Here is a 20,265-nt window from a genome sequence, read left to right as displayed (position 1 = left end):
TTAAGCCACAGGTACCTTGGCAATTAAGGTTTCAATTACCTGATCGGCTGTTACGCCACTGGCTTCCGCTTCAAAGCTAAGTAATAAACGATGGCGATAGACATTGGGCAAGACGGCCTGGACATCATCTGGGCTGACAAAATCCTTGCCGTTTAACCAGGCGTGTACTCGGGCACAGCGATCCAGGGCGATAGTGCCGCGGGGACTGACGCCGAACTCGATCCATTTAGCCAGGTTGGCGTCATATTGACCGGGATCGCGGGAGGCGACGGTTAATTGCACAATATAGTCTTCAACCGCGGGGGCCATATGGATGCCCAAGGCAGCCTGGCGCATCTCCAGCAAGGCTTGCTGACTGATAGGTTGAGGCGGTGCAGACTCTACATGAGCGGCTTCGTTACGAACCAGTTGAAGAATCTGCTTTTCGGCTTCGGCACGTGGATACTTAACATTGACGTGCATTAAGAAACGGTCGAGCTGTGCCTCGGGTAAGGGGTAGGTACCCTCCTGCTCAATCGGGTTTTGTGTCGCCATCACCAAAAACAGCTCAGGTAATGGGTAGGTATTACGCCCAACACTGATCTGACGCTCGGCCATGGCTTCCAGCAGGGCGGACTGAACCTTGGCGGGCGCACGGTTAATTTCATCGGCCAGTACCAGATTATGGAAGATCGGGCCTGGCTGAAATTCAAAGGTTCCATTTTCCGGCCGATAGATGTCAGTACCGGTGACATCTGACGGCAGCAAATCAGGGGTAAATTGGATGCGATGGAAGTCGCCTTCAATGCCGTCAGAGAGGGTTTTGATGGCCTTGGTTTTGGCCAGTCCTGGGGCGCCTTCAACCAATAAATGGCCGTCGGCAAGAAGTGCCATTAGCAGACATTCGACCAGATGTTCCTGACCTACGATCTGTTGTTGTAGCCACTGACGTAAGGCATGGAGATTGGCTTGATGGGTAGTTAGGTCTGTCTGAGCAACTGACATGGTGCTGCGGCGTCCCCCGGTGGTTAAATTTTGCCCTTCAAGAGATGTTGGGAAAGCTTGAAGAGCTTTTTATAAGTTATTGAACTGGCAGTGATTTTAATGGCCTGCCAGAGGGTTTCAAGAGTTCAGTTATAGACCATGCCCTGGATCAAGAAGTTCCGTCGGGCATGGTCTATGCTTGTATGCATATCTATATAACATTTCTTAAGGGGAAACCTCCGTGGATATAAGTTTGGTAGCGGCAGAGAGCAGGGAAACATTCTTTCATCAACTATCCACCTGTATTGATGAAAAATTGACCAGTGAGCATGCCGATCAGGTTCGATCCTTTGCTCAACTCTACTACGATCAGTATCCGTTGGAAGAGCTAGAAGGAAGAGCCATCAACGATGTCTATGGCAGCGCCTACTCCTGGTGGAATTTTATTCAACATAAAGATCCCCGCATGGCCAAGGTTAAGGTATTTAACCCCACCCTTGAGGAAGATGGTTGGTTAAGCCCACACACCATCGTCGCCGTACTGCAAAATGATATGCCGTTTCTGGTGGATTCCGTCCGAATAGCCGTCAATAACTTTAATATTTCCCTGCATGGTATCAAAAGTACCGTTATGAACTTAGCCAGGGACGACAAAGGTGAATTACTTGAACTGATGGGCCCTGGGGCCAAAGGTCGCAACACCAAGAAAAAGCAGTTTGGCAAAGAAGCGTTTATTTATCTGGAAATTAATCTGCATACCGATGAATCGGAAATGGCGGAGCTGGCACGCGCCATTGAAGCCTCTCTGGTAGAGCTCGATACCGTTGTACAGGACTACAAACCTATGGCGGCCAAGGCCGAGGAGGCAGAAAAGAATTTGCTGCTTGCCGGAGAAAAAGCGCTGGAGGACCGTGTCACGGAAAGCCGTGATTTTATACGCTGGCTGAGTGATGGCCATTTTACCTTTTTGGGATATGCGGAATATGCCTTCGAGGAAACCAAGGAAGGGCGCTGTTTAAAAGAGCTGCCAGAGAAGCGCCTGGGGCTGTTTAAGCAATACCCCCGCAAAGCACCACAGGTGAAAGAAGCTGATTTTAACGAGGGGATGGCGAGATTCCATTTGTCGCCACAGCTATTGTCCTGTACCAAATCTTCAGTGCGTTCACGTATTCACCGTAATGCTTACTCCGACTATGTCGTGGTCAAGCTGTTTGATGATAAGGGCAATGTTAGGGGAGAGGGGCGCTTTATGGGCCTTTATACATCCCCTGTGTATACCCTAAGCCCTAGCAAGATCCCCATGGTACGAGAGAAGCTTCGCTATGTGATGGAGCGATCGGGACTGGACCCGATGAGCCATGATGGCAAGGTCTTGCGTCAGGTAATTGAAACTTTCCCCCGTGATGAATTGTTTCAAAGCAGTGCCAGTGAGTTATTTGAATGTGTCATAGGTGTGGCTCGTATTAACGAACGGCATATGGTGCGTTTGTTTATGCGTCGCGATCCTTACGGCAAGTTTGTAAATTGTATCGTTTATGTGCCTAGGGAAGATTTCAGTACCCGTCTGCGTCTGCAAATTCAAAACCTGATAGGCAAAGCGCTGAATGCGCAGGAACATGAATTTAATACCTATTTTTCCGAGTCGGTGTTAGCCCGTTCTCATATTGTGTTTAAAGTTGATCCAGATGATTCACCGGATTTTGATATTCGTCGTTTAGAAGAGCGCATTGTCGATATTTCTCGCAGCTGGGAAGACCACTTGCTGCATTCTTTATGTGACGCCCTGGGTGAAGAACGGGGCAGTATGCAATTTAGCCGCTATGGTGAAGCCTTTCCGCTGAGTTACTGCAGTAACTTTGAGGCGCGTGTGGCGGTGCAAGACATTGAGATTATGTCTGGGTTGACGGCTGATGATGATATCGCCATGAGCTTTTATCAACCCATGGGCGCCGATAAGCATTCCATGCGTTTTAAGGTTTTTCATCATGACTCGCCGTTAGAGCTGTCTGAGATCATTCCGGTATTAGAGCATCTTGGTTTACGGGTTTTGGGGGAGCACCCCTATGAAATCACGGATAAAAACGGCCAAAGTGTTTGGTTACACGACTTTAACCTGTTATTTGGTTTGGATACGGATGTCGATGTTCACAGTACCCGCCACAACTTCCAGGATGCCTTTGCGGCTATCTGGCGTGGCAAAGCAGAAAGTGATGCCTTCAACAGATTGGTATTGGGCGCACGTTTAAGTTGGCGAGAGGTCGCCATACTGCGTGGCTATGCACGCTATATGAAACAAACGGCGTTTAACTTTAGCCAAACCTATATAGCCAATACACTGGCCAACCATTTGGAAATTACCCGCAATTTAGTGGCACTGTTTAAAGCCAGTTATGACCCACGGGTAAATCAAAAAACCGAGAAAGACCTGGAGCGCATTGAGCGCTTGAGAAGCAAAATTCTTGAAAGCGTTGATAAGGTCGATAACCTTAACGAAGATCGTATTATACGTCGTTATCTGGACTTTATTGGCGGCACGTTAAGAACCAATTTCTTCCAGAAAGAGGCTGATGGAGAGAATAAGAGTTATATCTCCTTCAAGTTCAGCCCGCAGCAGATAGCCGATATTCCCGAACCACGCCCTATGTACGAGATCTTCGTCTACTCCCCGCGTATGGAAGGGGTTCACTTGCGCGGCGGCAAGGTGGCCCGTGGTGGCCTGCGCTGGTCAGATCGCTTGCAAGACTACCGTACCGAAGTACTGGGGTTGGTAAAAGCCCAACAAGTTAAAAATGCGGTGATTGTACCCAGTGGTGCCAAGGGTGGTTTTGTGGCTAAGCAGCCACCCAAAAACGGTGGGCGTGAAGCTTTCTTAAAAGAGGGTATTGCTTGTTATCGCATGTTTATCCGTGGCCTACTCGATGTCACCGATAATATTGTTGAGGGCGAAATTGTTCCGCCAACCAATGTGGTTCGCCCGGAAAATGATGATCCCTATTTGGTTGTTGCCGCCGATAAAGGTACGGCGACCTTCTCGGATATCGCCAATGAGATCTCTGAAGACTACGGTCACTGGTTAGGCGATGCGTTTGCTTCTGGCGGCAGCCAGGGCTACGACCACAAGGGCATGGGTATTACCGCCAAGGGGGCCTGGGTATCGGTGCAACGCCATTTTAAAGAGAAGGGCATTGATGTTCAGAACGAAGACTTCACTGTCATCGGCATTGGCGATATGGGCGGTGATGTGTTTGGTAATGGTATGTTGTTGTCGAAACATATCTGTTTAACAGCAGCGTTTAACCACTTGCATATCTTTATTGATCCGAATCCGGATTCAGCCAAAACCTTTGTTGAGCGCGAGCGACTGTTTAATACACCCGGAACTTCATGGGAAGACTTCGATAAAAAGCTGATCTCTAAAGGCGGCGGAATCTTCAAGCGTTCCGCCAAGTCGATCCCTATCTCTGCGGAAATGAAAGCCTGCTTTGATATTAAAGCAGACAAGCTGACGCCTACAGAGTTAATTACAGCATTACTTAAAGCCCCCGTTGACCTGATCTGGAACGGCGGTATTGGCACTTATGTAAAAGCCAGTCATGAAACCCATGCGGAAGTTGGTGATAAAGCCAATGATGTGTTGCGTATTAATGGCAATGAACTGCGCTGTAAAGTCTTTGGTGAGGGGGGCAACCTGGGCGTTACCCAGCAGGCCAGGGTAGAGTTCTGTTTGCATGGCGGGGCTTGTAACTCCGACTTTATTGATAATGCCGCCGGTGTTGATTGCTCTGACCATGAAGTAAATATCAAAATTCTTATCGATGGTGTGGTTGCCAATGGCGATATGACCGCCAAGCAGCGCAATAAGTTGCTGGCAGATATGACCGATGAAGTCAGTGATCTGGTGTTGGCCAATAACTATAAACAAACGCAGGCAATTTCTATTGCTGAGAAAGAAGCCTATAACCGCAGTGGTGAATACCACCGGATTATCTCGCAGCTGGAAAGTGAGGGGCGCCTGGATCGCGGTCTGGAATTTATTCCAGATGATGAAACCCTGCTTGAACGCTATACCCAGGGTAAAGGTTTAACGCGCCCGGAATTATCCGTGCTGGTGTCATATATTAAAGTGGCCCTGAAAGAAGAATTGGCTGATACATCATTAACTGATGATGAGTATATGGCCAAAGCGGTGGAAACTACCTTCCCCAATGTGCTGCGAGATAGGTTTAAAGGTCAGATCTATGACCATCGCCTGCGGATGGAAATTGTCGCCACACAAATTGCCAATGATATGGTCAACCATATGGGTATCAGCTTCTGCCACCGCTTGATTGAAACGACCGGTAGCAGCTTTGTTGATATTGCCAAGGCCTATGTGATAACTCGCGATGTTTATCGCATGCACGAGTATTTCGAACGTGTCGAGGCATTGGATTTTACAGTACCTGCGGGGCTTCAATACGACCTGATGGTGCGCATGATGCGCCGTATGCGCCGTGGTACCCGTTGGTTCCTGCGTAACCGTCGTGGTCATCTCTCCCCCAGTCATGAAGTAGAGGCGTTTGCCGAACAGGTGCATGAACTGTTAAAGGCTATGCCTGAAGTCATGTGTGGCAGCCCTAAAGAAGCTTGGGAAGCCGATGCCGCTGAGCTGGTTGAGCAAGGTATTCCCAAAGACCTGGCGTTCTGGGCGGCCATGCCTGCGGGCATGAATTCCGGCCTGGGTATGGTAGAATCCGCGCGCATTACCGGAGCTGAGCCTGTACGAGTGGCGGAAATCTATTTCCACTTGGGTGACCGTCTGGGGCTGCACTGGTTCGCCGAGCAAATATCAGATGCCATGGTGGAGAATTACTGGCAAGCGATTGCTCGCGAAACCTTTATGGATGATATTGAATCCCAGATGCGTACGCTGGCGGTATCGTTGATCCGCTTGGGAAGCGAAGAAGAGGAGCTTTCAACCACGATTGATCGCTGGATGGCCCAGCACACGTTGTTGGTTGAGCGCTGGCGTTCGATGATTAATGAGCTGCAGGCTGCGCCCGGCACTGACTTTGCCATGTACTCTGTGGCCTTGCGGGAATTGTTGGATCTGGCACAAGCCAGTCAGCATTGCACGTCTCTGGATGATAGTAGCCAGGCCTGTGTGCTTGGTACCTAAGTATGTAACAACCCTATGAGGAGAGTGTGGCAGGGTGTTATCGCTAGTTGTAAATTTGATGATACCCGCCGACGAGTATCAGCTGATGTATCAAGGGGTGGTCAAGGATGTGGTCACCCGTGCAGTTGATGGGAGAACGGTACGTTTTCCCGCCCATATCCTCAGGCCATTTGTGACCCACGATGGGGTAAGCGGCCGATTTCAGATCATTTTCGATGATGATCATCGTTTTCAAACCATAAAGCGGTTGGATTAGGCGTCTGGATTAGACTAAGTCTGCCGCTTTCAGTATCCTACGCGCGTTTTTTGCCCACTGTTTTTGCCCACATTAAAAGGTCTCACTATGTATTCGTTGATTCGCAACGCGCTGTTTTGTCTCGACCCTGAAACCTCTCATGAATTGAGCCTGGATATGTTGGGCGCCGGTGAGCGCCTGGGGCTGATCAGGCCGTTCGCGCCCAAGATCGCCAATAATCCGGTTGAGGTGATGGGCATTACCTTCCCAAATCCGGTTGGTATGGCGGCGGGTCTGGATAAAAACGGTGATTACTTTAATGCGTTGGGCCAACTGGGCTTTGGCTCGGTAGAGATAGGCACTATTACCCCGCGTCCACAGCCGGGTAACCCCAAGCCACGTTTATTCCGCATTCCTGAGCATCAGGGCATTATCAACCGCATGGGTTTTAACAACAAAGGTGTTGCCCATATGGTGGAGCAGGTGAAAAAACGCCGCTTTGACGGTGTGTTAGGCATCAATATTGGGAAGAATTTCGACACACCTGTTGAAGATGCGCTATCTGATTACCAAAAATGTATAGAAGCGGTTTACGCCCACGCAGACTACATCACCGTAAACGTCTCTTCCCCGAACACGCCGGGACTGCGTAATCTGCAATTTGGCGATAGTTTGAACGAATTGCTCAGTGGGCTGAAAGAAGAGCAGTTGAAGCTCGAGAAAGTTCACGGATGCTATGTACCTGTTGCGGTAAAAATTGCGCCGGATATGGATGAGGCCGCCGTAGAAGAAGTGGGCAATGCCTTGGTGGCTGCGGGAATGGATGGCGTTATTGCAACCAATACTACTATTTCCCGTGAAGGTGTTGAATCATCCCCAACCTCTGAGGAAGCCGGTGGCCTGAGTGGTGCACCCGTTACCGACAAGTCGACCGAGATTATCCGTCAGTTATACGCCGTTGTAGGCGACAAGTTACCCATTATTGGTGTTGGCGGCATTGTTGACGGTAAGAGTGCCGCAGCAAAAATCGAAGCCGGTGCAAAAATGGTTCAGCTATACAGCGGGTTTATTTACCGTGGCCCGGAATTGATTCGCGAAGCAGCAGATGCCATCGCAGCCGTACGCGCGAGTTAATCAGGTATATAAATACGGGTTTAGGGGAGTGTTCGGCGCTTTAGCCAGAGGGGCTAAAGCGCATAATGAGATTGAGGTAGGGTTGATCAGAAGTTGCTCAATTTTTGCGCTTGAGCGGCGCGGTTAAATCCGTCCCAATGATCTTCACGGCCTTCTCGCCAGCCACTTAGCCAGGTCTGTCGCATATTGCCATTCTCATGTGGGCATAGGCTGCGGGAGCGACCCTCAATACCGGCGTTGTAACCTTTGCTGAAAGCTCGTTCGATTTGATTACGTTTTTGACGTTTCATCAGGTAAAGCACCTCTTAATTTTTGACAATCTGAGTTTTGTTTTTTTAATTCGCATTCTGGAATCACAACTCACACATGCCGCTGCCCTAAGTTGCAGTGGGTATATGTAAAGAATTCCGCCCTGAAGCGAATGAGGTGGTATCGTGATTTAAAGTGGAGATATGCCAGCATAAGGTCCAGTATGTTGGGAGGGCATGCCTCATAGTTGCTCCTAATTTGCTGTAACTGGCTCGTAGTTAAAAGTGATTAGATGTAGGCCGCAGTGGGCCGCTGGCACAAGTAAAACCACGAACGCTCAGTAAACCAAACAAACTGGGCTTTTGTGAACGATTTAATTTTTATATCTGACGCTATTATTAGTGCTCATTGATATAGATGGGCCCTCGAAGGCTCAAAAAAGGCAATATAGATGACATATCCAGCTATCCAGAGAGACGTTTCATGATTCAGCAGTACTTTGCCACTTGTCCCAAAGGTCTGGAAAGCCTGTTGCTGCAAGAATTGCAGGGATTGGGTATGGATAATTTGCGCGAAACTGTAGCGGGTGTCTATTTTGAGACCGATCTTAAAGGGGCCTACAGCGCCTGCCTGTGGTCACGATTGGCAAACAAGATCTTGATGCCTTTAGGTCGCTTTGACGTTGGTTCACAGGATGATCTCTACCAGGCGGCTCGAAGTATCGACTGGCAAGAGCATCTTAACCCCCATGGTACGCTGCTGGTGGACTTTAGTGGTACCGATCGCACCATTCGTAACAGCCAGTTTGGCGCCTTGAAGATCAAGGATGCCGTGGTAGATTGCCTGCGTGATGCCAGTGGTCAGCGTCCCAGTGTAGCCAAGCGCGATCCTGACCTACGTATCAATGCCCGTTTAAACCGTGGCAAGGTTGTAATCTCTCTGGATTTGGCCGGAGATAGCCTGCACCGACGTGGCTACCGTACCCGACAGGGTGCTGCACCACTGAAAGAGAACCTGGCTGCTGCCGTATTGATGCGTGCTAACTGGCCGCAGATAGCCGATGAGGGTGGGGCTCTTATCGATCCCATGTGTGGTTCTGGCACCTTGCTGATTGAAGCGGCCATGATGGCCGCTGACTGTGCTCCGGGTATTCGCCGCCAGGGCTTTGGTTTCGAACGCTGGTTAAACCACCAGAACGATATCTGGCTGGACTTGCGTGAAGAGGCGCTGGAGCGGCGTCGCCAAGGTATGGAATCTATACCTGAGATTCGTGGCTACGATGGCGATCCCCGGGTTTTGCGTGCAGCTGAATCCAATATAGCAATGGCTCAGATGGCTGAGCATGTTCGTGTTACCTGCAAGCCGTTACACGCCTTTAAACGGCCTACTCATACAGAGTTAGGTACAGGCTTGCTGGTAACTAACCCTCCTTATGGAGAGCGCTTGGGTGAAGTTGATGAGCTAAAAGGTCTTTATCGCCAACTGGGTGATAAGTGCCGCGAAGAACTGCCTGGGTGGCAGGTAGCTGTGTTTACCGGTAATCCTCAGTTGGGCAAGCATATGGGGCTGCGTGCCCATAAGCGTTACAAGCTATTTAATGGCAGCCTACCCAGTGAGTTACTATTACTGCGGGTTGAGGAAAGCCAATTTGTCGACGCACCTGCACCTGATGTGGCGAGCCAGAATAAATCCATCAAGCTCAGCTCTGGTGCGGAGATGTTGGTTAACCGTTTACGTAAAAACAGTAAGCAGTTTGCCAAATGGTTAAAGAAAGAATCTATTGGCTGTTATCGCCTGTATGATGCCGATATGCCGGAATATTCCGCTGCTATTGATGTGTATACCGATACTGAAGGTCAACAGCATGTGCATGTTCAGGAATATCAGGCGCCTAAATCGATTGATGAACGCAAAGTAGAGCAGCGCTTCGCCGAAATTCAGGCCGCTGTACCTGTAGCTTTGGAGATTCAACCCGAAGCGGTAAGCTACAAACAGCGCCGTCGTAACCGCGGTAAAGAGCAATACGAGCGTCAAACTAAGTCCCAAACACCGCCTATTACTGTTGTGGAAGGCCAGGCAAAGCTGAGTGTTAATTTGTGGGACTATCTCGATACCGGCTTATTTCTGGATCATCGCCCGGTACGCAAAATGATTGCGGAGATGGTGCGCGGCAAGGATTTTCTCAATCTGTTTTGTTATACCGCAACGGCTTCAGTGCATGCGGCTTTGGCCGGTGCGGCATCTACCACCAGTGTAGATATGTCAAAAACCTATTTAAAGTGGGCACAGAAAAACTTTGAGTTGAATAATATACGCGGTGAGCAACACCTGTTAGAGCAGGGGGATTGTTTACAATGGTTGAAAGATTGCCGCCGTGGTTTTGATGTAATTATGCTGGATCCTCCAAGTTTCTCGAATTCCAAGCGTATGGATAATGTATTGGATATTCAGCGTGATCATGTTGGATTGGTTAAGCGTTGTATGGAGTTGTTAAAGCCGGGTGGTACTTTGGTGTTTTCTAACAACTTAAGAACGTTTAAATTGAATACAGAAGCTTTAGCCGGTTATCAGATCAAAGATATTACTCAGCAGAGTTTAGATCCTGACTTCAAGCGTAACAGTAAGATTCATAAGTGTTGGCTGATCAGTCATAGTTAAAAACTCAAAAGTTAAATTCTAAGATTGTGATTCCTAACTGCCTTCCATGACCCCTATGAGGCAGGACGCCGAAGGTTTCTAAAGGGGCAACGGGGTTCTGACCTTCAGGCTAAACTATCTTGCACTATTAATATTGCTTTGGTTTAGTTGCTTAGCTCTATGAGCTTGAAACCATCTTGTTCAAGTAAGCATTGGCTGTGGTTGAAGTATTCAGCAGCTTTTCTTTCCAGTGGAATAAACTGGTTAACAACAAATAAGGCTTTGCCGGCAGGTTTTAACAGTCTGCTGGTTTGCCGTAAAAATTTATCGGTGAGCCCACCATCTATACTGAAGCCCTGATGGAACGGTGGGTTACACAGCACGATATCTACCTTTTCTTTGATCGTGTCAGCACAATCAGCTGAGTGAATTTCTATATCGAGATCGTTCTGTTTGGCGTTTTCGCTAATGGTGAGCAGGGCAGTGGCATTGTTATCAGTTGCGATCAATTTTGCAGGATTGAATTGGCTGGCCATCAGAGTGATGTAGCCGTAGCCGCAACCTAGGTCGAGCATGCTGAGTTCGTTTCGGCTTTCAGGTAACCAATCTTGCAGATGATTAACGAGTAGTTCGCTGCCACGATCAATTTTATTCCAGCCGAACACGCCGGGTTTGCTCCATAGGTTTAAAGGCGGAATTTCAGCTATAGGGCGGAGTTCTGGGTATTGGCTGCAATCCAGGTGAGCATCGTTGTTTGCTTCTAGCTGCTTTGTAATGCTGGCGTGGTAGATCTGGCCATTTTTCTGGGGGCGGGCTTTTTCACCAAACAGCTTGCCTGCTTTATCGATATAGCTTTTGGTGCCGTCGTTCTTTTGACCACATAGAATAAGTTGGCCGCCAGGTTTTAACCAGGTAAAGGCTGAATTAATCAGATGGTGTACGACAGGTTTTTCTTTCGAGACGCGGTAGAAAACCTGTTCAAGGCTATTGGGCTCAAAGCTGTCACCTTGCCAGTCGTTATATTTACAGTCTACGCCAGCGGTTTCTAACGCTGTCTGCACGTCAATACGGTTGGTAATTGCGGTCAGACCATCTCGCACCCAAGAAAGTTGTTGAGCAATCTGTAGCGCATTTTCGTCGGCAATCCACAGTGCTTTATCACCGTGTTGCAGGAGATGTTGTTGAAGCAGAGAAAATGCTTGGTCGCTCATTGGCTTGTCTTCTTTGGGCCTTACTGGATGCTATTGATTTCGGTGTCGGTTAACGGTCGGTATTCGCTCGGCTCAAGATCTTCATCCAGCACTATGCCGCCTACGCTTTCACGATGTAGTTCTGTCACGCGATTACCCAGTGCAGCAAACATGCGTTTAACCTGGTGGTATTTACCTTCGCTAATGGTGAGTTTTACCTCGTTGGTAAAGAGTCGCTCCAGTGTCGCAGGTTTGGTGCGTTTGGTTTCACCATCAAGCATTAGGCCTTCTGCCAGTTTGTCTTCTGCATTTTCAGCAAGGTCGTGTGCAAGGCAGGCGTAATAGGTTTTGGGGCAGTGGTGACGGGGGGAGGTCACTTTGTGGTTCCACTGGCCGTCATCGGTAATTAAAACCAATCCGGTGGTGTCGATATCGAGGCGGCCGGCAATTTGTAATTTGTCTTTGTTGATCTCGTCAAGTAAGTCCAGCACGGTGGGGTGTTCGCCATCATTGGTAGCGCAAATATAACCCTGGGGTTTATTAAGCATAAAGTAGCGTGGCCCAGGTTGTGATAAGGCTTCACCATCCAGTTCGACGAGATCTTCCGGGCTGATATGCAATGCGGGGTCTTTGACGATTTCGCCATTGAGTGTGATTAGTTCAGCCTTGAGGGCTTTTTTAACCTGGGAGCGGGAAAGCTCGCTTACTTGGGTAATATATTTATCGAGACGCATAAGTTAAGTCTAAACTGATAGCTTGTAAAAAAGAGCTACTGCCATTCTTTTGGTAATGAATGCAGCCAGTTAAAGCGTTGAAACAATTGCCGCAGTGTATCATCGATGGGGGCGTTAAGCGTAATGCCTTCGCCGTTGACTGGATGGTTGAATGTCAGTTGCGAGGCATGCAGTAATAAACGGCCTGCATCCAAATGTTGTTTGAAATAGCGGTTATGTACGCCTTTACCGTGTTTGGCATCGCCAATAATGGGGTGGCTGATATGTTTCATATGTCGGCGTATTTGATGTTTGCGCCCAGTTTGCGGTTGGCATTGTACCAATGAGTAGCGGCTCTGGGGGTAACGTTCGATTTCTACATCCAGCTCAACAGTGGCGAGTCTTTGAAAGTGGGTGACAGCCTCTTTGGGTGGATTGTTTAGGCGTGCTTTTTTGTCGGTGTATTTATCCAGCTCTTCTTTTAGCGCGTGATCAATAATGCCGTTTTCAGGGGCATAACCTCTCACCACAGCAATATACTGTTTGCGTATCTGGTTAGTTGTAAATTGTTCGCCCATGGCTTTGGCTATTTCTGGTGATAAGGCAAATAGCAGTACGCCGGAGGTGGGCTTATCGAGGCGGTGTAACGGATAAACACGCTGGCCAATTTGATCGCGAACCAGTTGCAGGGCGAAGCGGGTTTCATGGCGATCAATTTCGCTGCGATGAACCAGAAGGGCAGTGGGTTTATTGATGGCGACGAGGTGTTCGTCTTGAAAGAGTATGGGTAGGGTTTCGGTTAAGGTGTCTGACATAAGGTAGGGAGTTGGTCTCCAGCGATGTGCTGGAGACCTGTAGCATTAACCGATTTTCTTCTCGCCAGAATCAACTGACTGATAAATCAGGGTGTTAATGGTCATTGGGCCTACACCACCTGGAACCGGGGTCAGGGCGCTGGCGCGTTCTTTCAGTGGCTCCAGCTCAATGTCGCCTACACCGCCTGGGTGGTAGCCGGCATCAACCACAACGGCACCGTCTTTGATCCAGTCAGCTTTAATGAATTCAGGCTTACCTACGGCACCAACAATCACGTCAGCCTGCTTGATGATGTCTGGCAGGTTTTGAGTGCGGGAGTGGCAGATGGTTACGGTAGCATTGGCATTCAGCAGCATCAGGGCCATTGGCTTACCCAGAATAGGGCTGCGGCCAACGACAACCGCGTGCTTGCCTTCAAGCTCAATGTCATAGGCTTCCAGCAGGCGCATAATGCCTTTAGGGGTGGCGCAGCCGTAGGCTTCTTCGCCCATGCTCATGCGGCCAAAGCCCAGGCAGGTTACGCCGTCTACGTCCTTTTCCAGGGCGATGGCGTCAAAACAGGCGCGCTCGTCGATCTGGGCAGGTACAGGGTGTTGCAGCAGAATGCCGTGCACATTCGGGTTGGCATTCAGCTCTTCGATCTTGGCCAGCAGCTCTTCAGTAGTGGTTTCTTCTGGAAGTTCTACCTTCATGGAGTCCATACCGATGCGGGTGCAGGCATTACCTTTCATTTTCACGTAGGTGGCCGATGCGGGATCGCCGCCAACCAGGATTGTGGCCAAGATTGGGGTCTGGCCACCGCTTTTCTCTTTCAGCGCAGCTACGCGGGTAGAGAGTTCTTCTTCGGTTTTCTGGGCAAGCGCCTTGCCATCCAGAATCAGTGCGGACATATCGGTTATCCCTGGTTCGGTTAACTATAATGAAGGTAAGAATTAAGGCGCGCATTTTCGCATAGCTGGCAGTTTCAGCCAATAAGCAGATATGGCTTTGAGTGCCATTAAGGGCAGTAGATCGAGCTTCGAACAGAGGTTTCTGTTGGTTGATCTTTAATCCAGGATGGTGCGCTAAGTGCTTGCTGGCATTAAAAAAAGTTTTTTTTAGGAATGTGTTGACGAGGGTAGGGGGCATAGGTATTATGCGCACCCACTGAAGCCGCAGCGGTAAACGCGGTTCAGAACAAGTCGGAGTGTAGCGCAGCTTGGTAGCGCATCTGGTTTGGGACCAGAGGGTCGGGGGTTCGAATCCCTCCACTCCGACCACTATTTCGAATTCGAGCCTAGGAAGGCTGAGAGTCTAGGGCTCTAAAGAATTACCTTTCACAAGGTGATAAGCAAAGCGCCCGTAGCTCAGCTGGATAGAGCATCCGCCTTCTAAGCGGATGGTCGCAGGTTCGAGTCCTGCCGGGCGTGCCATTTCCGCCTAACGGCAAACGATCTATGGTGGGTGTAGCTCAGTTGGTAGAGCCCCGGATTGTGATTCCGGTCGTCGTGGGTTCAAGTCCCATCATCCACCCCATACAAAAGCCCGTAAGTCTTTGACTTACGGGCTTTTTTTATTGTCATTTTACTGTCTCATCCGCTGATTTCATGCTGACTATACTTATAGAAAGTGATTTCTATGAGGTGTTTTCATGGCTAAAGCACTATCTGATACGGCAATTGCCGGTCTCGACAACCCCATGGGCCTTGATGGCTTTGAGTTCGTTGAGTTTGCGGTTCCCGCCATGGCGGATTCTCCCTGCAGGCTGGGCAGTCTATTTGAAACCCTGGGTTTTTCCTTGGTGGCGCATCACCGCTCCAAGGATGTTGATCTCTATCGTCAGGGAGATATCAATTTTATCGTTAATCGTGAGCCGCACAGTCTGGCGGCCTATTTTGCGGAAGAGCACGGCCCCTCAGCCTGCGGTATGGCCTTTAGGGTAAAGGATGCCCACAAGGCCTATAACCGGGCATTGGAGTTGGGCGCGCAGCCTCTCGATGTGCCAGTGGGGCCAATGGAGTTGCGTTTACCGGCGATCAAAGGGATAGGCGGCGCCCCCTTGTACCTTATTGATCGGTATGAAGAGGGATCATCTATCTACGATATTGATTTCAATTTTATTGAGGGGGTTGATCGCCATCCCAAGGGTTGCGGACTAACCCATATCGATCATCTGACGCACAATGTTTATCGTGGGCGTATGGCGTTTTGGGCTGATTTCTATGAGCGCTTATTTAACTTTAAGGAAATTCGCTATTTCGATATTAAAGGTGAATACACCGGTTTGCGCTCCAAAGCCATGACTGCGCCTGACGGGCGGATTCGTATTCCTTTGAATGAAGAGGCTTCCCAGGGGGGGCAAATCGAAGAGTTTTTATTGCAGTACAACGGTGAGGGTATTCAGCATATCGCTTTTTCCTGTGACGACTTAATTGATACTTGGGATAAGTTGAAAGCTAACGATTTGGCGTTTATGACGCCACCACCCGATACCTATTACGAGATGTTGGAAGAGCGCCTGCCGGAGCATGGTGAGCCGACTGAGGAGTTGCAAAAACGCGGTATCTTAATTGATGGTGCAACGCAGACAGAGGATGGCAAGAAAGATCCGCGGTTACTGTTGCAAATCTTTTCTGAAACCCTGATTGGGCCCGTTTTTTTTGAGTTTATTCAGCGCAAAAAAGATGAAGGTTTCGGCGAGGGAAATTTTAAAGCCCTGTTCGAATCTATCGAGCGCGACCAGTTGGCGCGTGGTGTGATAGACGCAAGCCAAGCTTCCCATTCTGGCGATAATCAACCCAGGCCCTAGACCTGGGTGTTATCTTTTACGCTTCGCTGTAGGCTTTGCATACTTCTTCGGCAATAATCTGAACGCCTTGCTGAACGGTGTCACTATCCTGGGCGTAGGAAACACGAATGCATTCGTGTTTGTGGGCCCAGTCATCATTAATGCCGACAAAGAAGTTGTGTCCAGGCACAATTAAAACGCCACGGCGTTTGAGTCGCTCATAGAGTTCCTGGCTGGTAATTGGCAGCCCTTCAAACCACAACCACAAAAAGATAGCACCTTCCGGTTTGTGGATACGGTAGGGGACATCCTTCAGGGCCTGATTGAACCATTGCACGGTTTGTTGAGCGCGCTCACGGTAAAACGGTGCTACATGATTTTGGCTAAGGCGGACAATCTCGCCGTCGTCAAACAGGCTTTTGGCTATTGCTGGGCCGAGATTGCCGCAGGCAAGGCTTAAAATGGTATTGGCATTGGTGTAAGCCTGAATGATGTTTTCACGGGCAATGATAATGCCGGTACGAGCACCGGGAAGGCCAAGTTTCGACAGGCTTAGCGCCAAAATGGTATTGCTGTTCCAGTGCGGTTTTACATCATTAAAGATAATACTGGGGAAGGGTAATCCGTAAGCGCCATCGATAATCAGTGGGATATCGTGTTTTTGTGCCAGTTGGTCCAGGTGTTCAATTTCATCATTGGTTAGCACATTGCCGGTTGGGTTGGTTGGTCGTGAGACACACATTGCACCAACGTCATCGCTTAAGTTCAGGTTGGCAAAGTCCACATGGTATTTGAACTGGTTATTGTCGAGTAGCTCTATGGTCGGGCGGGTGGCGCTAAACAGCTCCTGGGTAAGGCCGCTGTCGGCGTAGCCCAGATACTCCGGGGCTAAAGGCAGATGAATATGGCGATGGCTGCCATCTGTCATGGTGCCGGCAAACATGTTGAACAGCACAAAAAAGGCCGATTGGCTGCCATTGGATACGGCTATATTCTCGGCACTGATTGCCCAGTCGAACTGCTTGCGTAGAAAGCTCGCCAGTGATTCACGGAACGATTTTTCGCCCTGTGGCGATTGGTAAATGCCCAGTAGGCTATGGCGTTGTTGCGGGTCGGCCATAATGGCCTGTAGGCGTTGCTCAAAAACGGATTCAACCTCTGGAAGATGGGCAGGGTTACCACCCCCCATAAAGATCATATCGGGGTTTTCGTTAAGAGCCGCACCCAGGTCGTCCATTAACTCGACAATACCGGACTGGCCGGCAAACTTTTCCCCAAACTCCGATAACTTCACTACAACCTCGATAGACTCTCTATTGATAGGTGAAGTGTACTCCATCGACGAGGGGGTTATAAGTTTAATCAGCTACTATTGGCTAATCGTGTTGCTTTCATGAATAATGGCGCCCATTAATGGCCATCACCGTTTAAGGAGTTCCTATGCCTGGCTTGCTTCCTGATATTGATCCCAGCGGACTGCTGGAGTATTCCGTTGTTTTTACTGACCGCTCACTGAACCATATGTCGCAATCCTTCCAGCAGGTGATGAATGATATTTCATCGACGCTGAAGCAGGTCTACAACGCCGAGGCTGTTGCCGTTGTACCGGGTGGTGGCACTTACGGTATGGAAGCTGTTGCGCGCCAGTTTGCGACTGACAAGAAGTGCTTGGTGATTCGCAATGGCTGGTTTAGTTTCCGTTGGAGCCAAATTCTGGAAATGGGGCGTATTAGCTCTGACATTACCGTGATGAAAGCTGAGGCGGTTGAAGAGGGGTCTCAGGCCGCGCTGGCACCAGCTCCAATTGACAAGGTTGTGGCTGCGATCAAAGCTGAAAAGCCGGAGATGGTATTTGCCCCGCACGTGGAAACAGCCTCTGGCATGCTGCTACCGGATGATTATATCAAGGCGGTTGCCGATGCTGTTCACAGTGTAGGTGGTATGTTTGTGCTGGATTGCATTGCATCCGGTGCGCTGTGGGTGGATATGCAAGCCTGTGGTGTGGATATTCTGATCAGTGCGCCGCAAAAGGGTTGGAGTGCATCACCCTGTAGTGCATTGGTGATGATGGGGAAAGAGGCGCTTGCGCGTATCGATGATACGACCAGTACCAGTTTTGCCTGTGATCTGAAAAAGTGGCTGCAAATTATGCAGGCTTACGAAAATGGCGGGCATGCCTATCATGCGACCATGCCTACGGATGCGTTGAAAAAGTTCTGTGAGACCATGAAGGAAACTCAGGTATTGGGTTTTGACAAGGTACGTGACCAACAGATCCAGTTAGGGAAAAAAGTTAGGCAGATGCTTGAATCAAAGGGCATTAAGAGTGTTGCTGCCGCCGGCTTCCAGGCGCCAGGTGTGGTGGTGAGCTACACACGCGATGCAGATATTCAAACCGGTAAAAAATTCCTGGCAGAAGGTTTGCAGGTGGCTGCTGGTGTACCGTTGCAGTGTGATGAGCCTGAAGATTTCCAAACCTTCCGTATTGGCCTGTTTGGTTTGGATAAGCTGGGCAATATTGATCGCACGGTTGAGAACCTGGAAGAGGCACTCGATAAAGTTCTCTAATTTGGGTTAGAAGCTTACCAGTGATCAGTTTTGATCGCTGGTAAGGTCGGGTTCTACATCCGGTTTTTGTTCGTAGTAATTGATACGCAGCACAAAATTCTGGGTATTTGGTAAATAGACAATAATGCCGTTTTTCTCCGGCGAATTATAAAGTTCAAATTTTTGCGGTTGCTGTAGTTGTACAGGCTCTGCATCAATGTCATCGGGCTTACCTAAGACAACAACTTCTTCAATATCATCCTCTTTCATATTCTCTGGTAATGCTACCGAGATGATGGTGATATCTTTCTCGTCTACTTTTTCGACTTTTTCAATTCTTGCGCCAAAGCTTTTACCTTCGTGGCCAGCTTTAGGTTCCAGCCAGTCAGTTTCTATAATGGTGGTTTGTAGTTTGGGCGTCTCTTGTGCGTGAGAAACTATGGCTAACATGCTGAGAGCGATTACGTATAAGTACTGGTGAATGTATTTATAAGGCATAACAGCGTTCCTCACAGGGCTATTGCTGAGTATAGCAGTGGGAGGAGGGGGGCGACTTCTATTGGTTGTTTCTAAAAGGGGAGCAGTTAGATAACTGAAGGTTGTAAGTTCAAGTAAAAGAAAGGGCGGTTAAACCGCCCTAACGAGGAGATTTCGATACTGTTTGTTTAATGTCGATTCCCACGAATCATTGAGCTGGTTTCTTTGAGCTTGCGTTCAGCGCTGTTAAAAGCTTCTTTAACGGCCAGGTGAATCGACTCATTGTCGTTGCTTACCAGAATAGGGCGTCCTTTCACGTCCAATTCAATTTGTGCTCGGAATACTTTGCCCTTGTTGTGATGCTGGTGAGGGCGGTCCAAGGTGACTTTGCTGCTTTGAATGAATTGGGAATAGCGGGACAGTTTTTCCAGCTTTTTCTCGATAGTGCTATTCAGTGCTGGAGAGGTTTCTAGATCGCGGTAAACGACATTGGTGGCTGTACGCATATAAAGGGTCCTCCGTGTGCGTAAACTTTAATGTTTACACACTATTCAAACAGATGGCGCTTCAGATGAAGTGCCGCGTCAGTAAATTTGACCTTGGCATCAGTGGATGCCGATCTGGTCAAGAGGGGGCGCCCTTATGTTTTATATTGCCGCCGCAAATAAATATTTCAAGCACTATTTGGAATTTTTTTGTAAATGTGGAATAAGCCGTCAAAAGCCTTTTGCTGTTGGAATTTGCGTGCTATGGTTGAGCGAATTAGCCGACCACAATTACCTTTCTAGCCGTTTTAATCTTGCCTGATTCGAACTGTCAACACATCACAGCTGGCGCCGTGAATCACGCTGTTGGCCGTGGATCCTAGCAATAGCCGCAAGCCAGAGTGGCCGTGACTCCCTACGACGATCAGGTCTCCCTCCAGTTCAGTGCACAACGCATGTATGGCATCAGCGGGTTTGCCGAAAGGGATATGTATATTGTCGTGCTCTATCTGATGCTGCTCGGCAATAGTCTTTAGCCTGGGGTAGACTTCTTGGCGAATCTGACATTCCGTCACCTGGTGATTGCGGCCAGTACTTTCTCCGTAGCCCGTTATGGGGTGTTCGCAGGCGTGCACCAAATGAATACGCTCGGTTTCGCCATGGGCTTGCACAATCGCCAGTTCGACAACACGGTGACTCTCATCGCTCAAATCAATGGCACAGATGATGGTTGAGTACATGACATTTCTCGAATTTCCTGTCCTTGTAGTTCAGTGTAACGAAAGTGCTGTTGCTTTCCAGTGACGACAGTGGTGAAGGTAATCTCGGAAATCTGCCATTCAAGTGTTTGAAAATAGCCTGAAAGGCCCATTCTAGAGGGGGTGGGCTTGAAAT

16 protein-coding genes and 3 tRNA genes are annotated in these 20,265 nt (G+C 49.0%); 9 read left to right on the top strand and 10 right to left on the bottom strand.

From position 1 onward, the window contains the following. The gene (locus ACGHZ6_RS13140; protein ID WP_390614418.1) at positions 1-984 is read right to left on the bottom strand and encodes an AAA family ATPase; all 984 of its coding nucleotides are present in this window, start codon (positions 982-984) and stop codon (positions 1-3) included. A gap of 220 nt (positions 985-1,204) precedes the next feature. Here ACGHZ6_RS13140 and ACGHZ6_RS13135 point away from each other — a divergent pair, with 220 nt between their 5' ends. The 3 genes from ACGHZ6_RS13135 (at position 1,205) to ACGHZ6_RS13125 (ending at position 7,490) form a co-directional block, all read left to right on the top strand. Next, the gene (locus ACGHZ6_RS13135; protein ID WP_390614417.1) at positions 1,205-6,121 is read left to right on the top strand and encodes an NAD-glutamate dehydrogenase; all 4,917 of its coding nucleotides are present in this window, start codon (positions 1,205-1,207) and stop codon (positions 6,119-6,121) included. Between the two features lie 34 nt (positions 6,122-6,155). Beyond that, positions 6,156-6,377, top strand: a complete 222-nt coding sequence (locus ACGHZ6_RS13130; protein WP_390614416.1) for a DUF2835 domain-containing protein — start codon at positions 6,156-6,158, stop codon at positions 6,375-6,377. 87 nt (positions 6,378-6,464) lie between these two features. Continuing rightward, the gene (locus ACGHZ6_RS13125; RefSeq protein ID WP_390614415.1) at positions 6,465-7,490 is read left to right on the top strand and encodes a quinone-dependent dihydroorotate dehydrogenase; all 1,026 of its coding nucleotides are present in this window, start codon (positions 6,465-6,467) and stop codon (positions 7,488-7,490) included. 86 nt (positions 7,491-7,576) lie between these two features. Here the strand turns inward: ACGHZ6_RS13125 and rmf are convergent, their stop codons facing one another. Continuing rightward, positions 7,577-7,780 carry a ribosome modulation factor gene (gene rmf / locus ACGHZ6_RS13120; RefSeq protein ID WP_390614414.1) on the bottom strand — a complete coding sequence of 68 codons (204 nt, stop codon included), beginning with the start codon at positions 7,778-7,780 and terminating at the stop codon, positions 7,577-7,579. 442 nt (positions 7,781-8,222) lie between these two features. Here rmf and rlmKL point away from each other — a divergent pair, with 442 nt between their 5' ends. Next, positions 8,223-10,397: a bifunctional 23S rRNA (guanine(2069)-N(7))-methyltransferase RlmK/23S rRNA (guanine(2445)-N(2))-methyltransferase RlmL gene (gene rlmKL, locus ACGHZ6_RS13115; RefSeq protein WP_390614413.1), complete on the top strand. Its 2,175-nt coding sequence runs from the start codon at positions 8,223-8,225 to the stop codon at positions 10,395-10,397. 143 nt (positions 10,398-10,540) lie between these two features. On the opposite strand, the gene ACGHZ6_RS13110 is transcribed toward rlmKL, so the two are convergent. Genes ACGHZ6_RS13110 through folD form a run of 4 tightly spaced genes read right to left on the bottom strand, consistent with a single transcriptional unit; the run spans position 10,541 to position 13,985 of the window. Further along, positions 10,541-11,587 (bottom strand): methyltransferase, encoded by a 1,047-nt coding sequence (locus ACGHZ6_RS13110; protein ID WP_390614412.1) that lies wholly within the window; start codon positions 11,585-11,587, stop codon positions 10,541-10,543. A 20-nt stretch (positions 11,588-11,607) separates the two neighbouring features. After that, complete coding sequence (rsuA, locus tag ACGHZ6_RS13105) at positions 11,608-12,300, bottom strand: 16S rRNA pseudouridine(516) synthase RsuA (protein WP_390614411.1); 693 nt, start codon at positions 12,298-12,300, stop codon at positions 11,608-11,610. A gap of 35 nt (positions 12,301-12,335) precedes the next feature. After that, entirely contained in the window at positions 12,336-13,094 is a 759-nt protein-coding gene (gene truC / locus ACGHZ6_RS13100) for a tRNA pseudouridine(65) synthase TruC (RefSeq protein ID WP_390614410.1), read from the bottom strand. 45 nt (positions 13,095-13,139) lie between these two features. Next, positions 13,140-13,985: a bifunctional methylenetetrahydrofolate dehydrogenase/methenyltetrahydrofolate cyclohydrolase FolD gene (gene folD, locus ACGHZ6_RS13095; RefSeq protein WP_390614409.1), complete on the bottom strand. Its 846-nt coding sequence runs from the start codon at positions 13,983-13,985 to the stop codon at positions 13,140-13,142. Positions 13,986-14,277: 292 nt separating this feature from the next. Here folD and ACGHZ6_RS13090 point away from each other — a divergent pair. The 4 genes from ACGHZ6_RS13090 to hppD all read left to right on the top strand — a co-directional run bounded on the left by ACGHZ6_RS13090 (position 14,278) and on the right by hppD (position 15,883). Continuing rightward, positions 14,278-14,354, top strand: a tRNA-Pro gene (locus tag ACGHZ6_RS13090). A gap of 76 nt (positions 14,355-14,430) precedes the next feature. Continuing rightward, positions 14,431-14,507 (top strand) — tRNA-Arg (locus ACGHZ6_RS13085). A gap of 27 nt (positions 14,508-14,534) precedes the next feature. After that, positions 14,535-14,610: transfer RNA gene (locus ACGHZ6_RS13080), tRNA-His, on the top strand. 115 nt (positions 14,611-14,725) lie between these two features. Continuing rightward, a complete protein-coding gene (gene hppD / locus ACGHZ6_RS13075) occupies positions 14,726-15,883 on the top strand; it encodes a 4-hydroxyphenylpyruvate dioxygenase (protein WP_390614408.1) in 1,158 nt (385 codons plus the stop codon). A 16-nt stretch (positions 15,884-15,899) separates the two neighbouring features. Here the strand turns inward: hppD and ACGHZ6_RS13070 are convergent, their stop codons facing one another. Beyond that, positions 15,900-17,156: a valine--pyruvate transaminase gene (locus tag ACGHZ6_RS13070; RefSeq protein ID WP_390614407.1), complete on the bottom strand. Its 1,257-nt coding sequence runs from the start codon at positions 17,154-17,156 to the stop codon at positions 15,900-15,902. A gap of 146 nt (positions 17,157-17,302) precedes the next feature. On the opposite strand from ACGHZ6_RS13070, the gene ACGHZ6_RS13065 reads away from it, so the two are divergent. After that, positions 17,303-18,430, top strand: coding sequence for an aminotransferase class V-fold PLP-dependent enzyme (locus ACGHZ6_RS13065; RefSeq protein WP_390614406.1), 1,128 nt, complete (start codon positions 17,303-17,305; stop codon positions 18,428-18,430). Between the two features lie 24 nt (positions 18,431-18,454). Here the strand turns inward: ACGHZ6_RS13065 and ACGHZ6_RS13060 are convergent, their stop codons facing one another. The 3 genes from ACGHZ6_RS13060 to ACGHZ6_RS13050 all read right to left on the bottom strand — a co-directional run bounded on the left by ACGHZ6_RS13060 (position 18,455) and on the right by ACGHZ6_RS13050 (position 20,111). After that, positions 18,455-18,907 (bottom strand): hypothetical protein, encoded by a 453-nt coding sequence (locus ACGHZ6_RS13060; protein ID WP_390614405.1) that lies wholly within the window; start codon positions 18,905-18,907, stop codon positions 18,455-18,457. Between the two features lie 167 nt (positions 18,908-19,074). Further along, entirely contained in the window at positions 19,075-19,392 is a 318-nt protein-coding gene (locus ACGHZ6_RS13055) for an HPF/RaiA family ribosome-associated protein (RefSeq protein ID WP_390614404.1), read from the bottom strand. Positions 19,393-19,679: 287 nt separating this feature from the next. Next, the gene (locus ACGHZ6_RS13050) at positions 19,680-20,111 is read right to left on the bottom strand and encodes a universal stress protein (RefSeq protein WP_390614403.1); all 432 of its coding nucleotides are present in this window, start codon (positions 20,109-20,111) and stop codon (positions 19,680-19,682) included. Positions 20,112-20,265: the final 154 nt, after the last annotated feature.

This window comes from Maricurvus nonylphenolicus, assembly GCF_042854845.1.
GTDB lineage: Bacteria > Pseudomonadota > Gammaproteobacteria > Pseudomonadales > Cellvibrionaceae > Maricurvus > Maricurvus nonylphenolicus.
Note: the sequence above shows the minus strand (reverse complement) of the source record. Positions and strands in the feature narration are given on the sequence as shown.

Bases quoted from the DNA above. Each gene is read 5' to 3' on its own strand.
- ACGHZ6_RS13140 (WP_390614418.1), bottom strand. From the start codon at position 984: ATGTCAGTTGCTCAGACAGACCTAACTACCCATCAAGCCAATCTCCAT.
- ACGHZ6_RS13125 (WP_390614415.1), top strand. From the start codon at position 6,465: ATGTATTCGTTGATTCGCAACGCGCTGTTTTGTCTCGACCCTGAAACC.
- rmf (WP_390614414.1), bottom strand. From the start codon at position 7,780: ATGAAACGTCAAAAACGTAATCAAATCGAACGAGCTTTCAGCAAAGGT.
- rlmKL (WP_390614413.1), top strand. From the start codon at position 8,223: ATGATTCAGCAGTACTTTGCCACTTGTCCCAAAGGTCTGGAAAGCCTG.
- ACGHZ6_RS13110 (WP_390614412.1), bottom strand. From the start codon at position 11,587: ATGAGCGACCAAGCATTTTCTCTGCTTCAACAACATCTCCTGCAACAC.
- rsuA (WP_390614411.1), bottom strand. From the start codon at position 12,300: ATGCGTCTCGATAAATATATTACCCAAGTAAGCGAGCTTTCCCGCTCC.
- truC (WP_390614410.1), bottom strand. From the start codon at position 13,094: ATGTCAGACACCTTAACCGAAACCCTACCCATACTCTTTCAAGACGAA.
- folD (WP_390614409.1), bottom strand. From the start codon at position 13,985: ATGTCCGCACTGATTCTGGATGGCAAGGCGCTTGCCCAGAAAACCGAA.
- hppD (WP_390614408.1), top strand. From the start codon at position 14,726: ATGGCTAAAGCACTATCTGATACGGCAATTGCCGGTCTCGACAACCCC.
- ACGHZ6_RS13065 (WP_390614406.1), top strand. From the start codon at position 17,303: ATGCCTGGCTTGCTTCCTGATATTGATCCCAGCGGACTGCTGGAGTAT.
- ACGHZ6_RS13060 (WP_390614405.1), bottom strand. From the start codon at position 18,907: ATGCCTTATAAATACATTCACCAGTACTTATACGTAATCGCTCTCAGC.
- ACGHZ6_RS13055 (WP_390614404.1), bottom strand. From the start codon at position 19,392: ATGCGTACAGCCACCAATGTCGTTTACCGCGATCTAGAAACCTCTCCA.
- ACGHZ6_RS13050 (WP_390614403.1), bottom strand. From the start codon at position 20,111: ATGTACTCAACCATCATCTGTGCCATTGATTTGAGCGATGAGAGTCAC.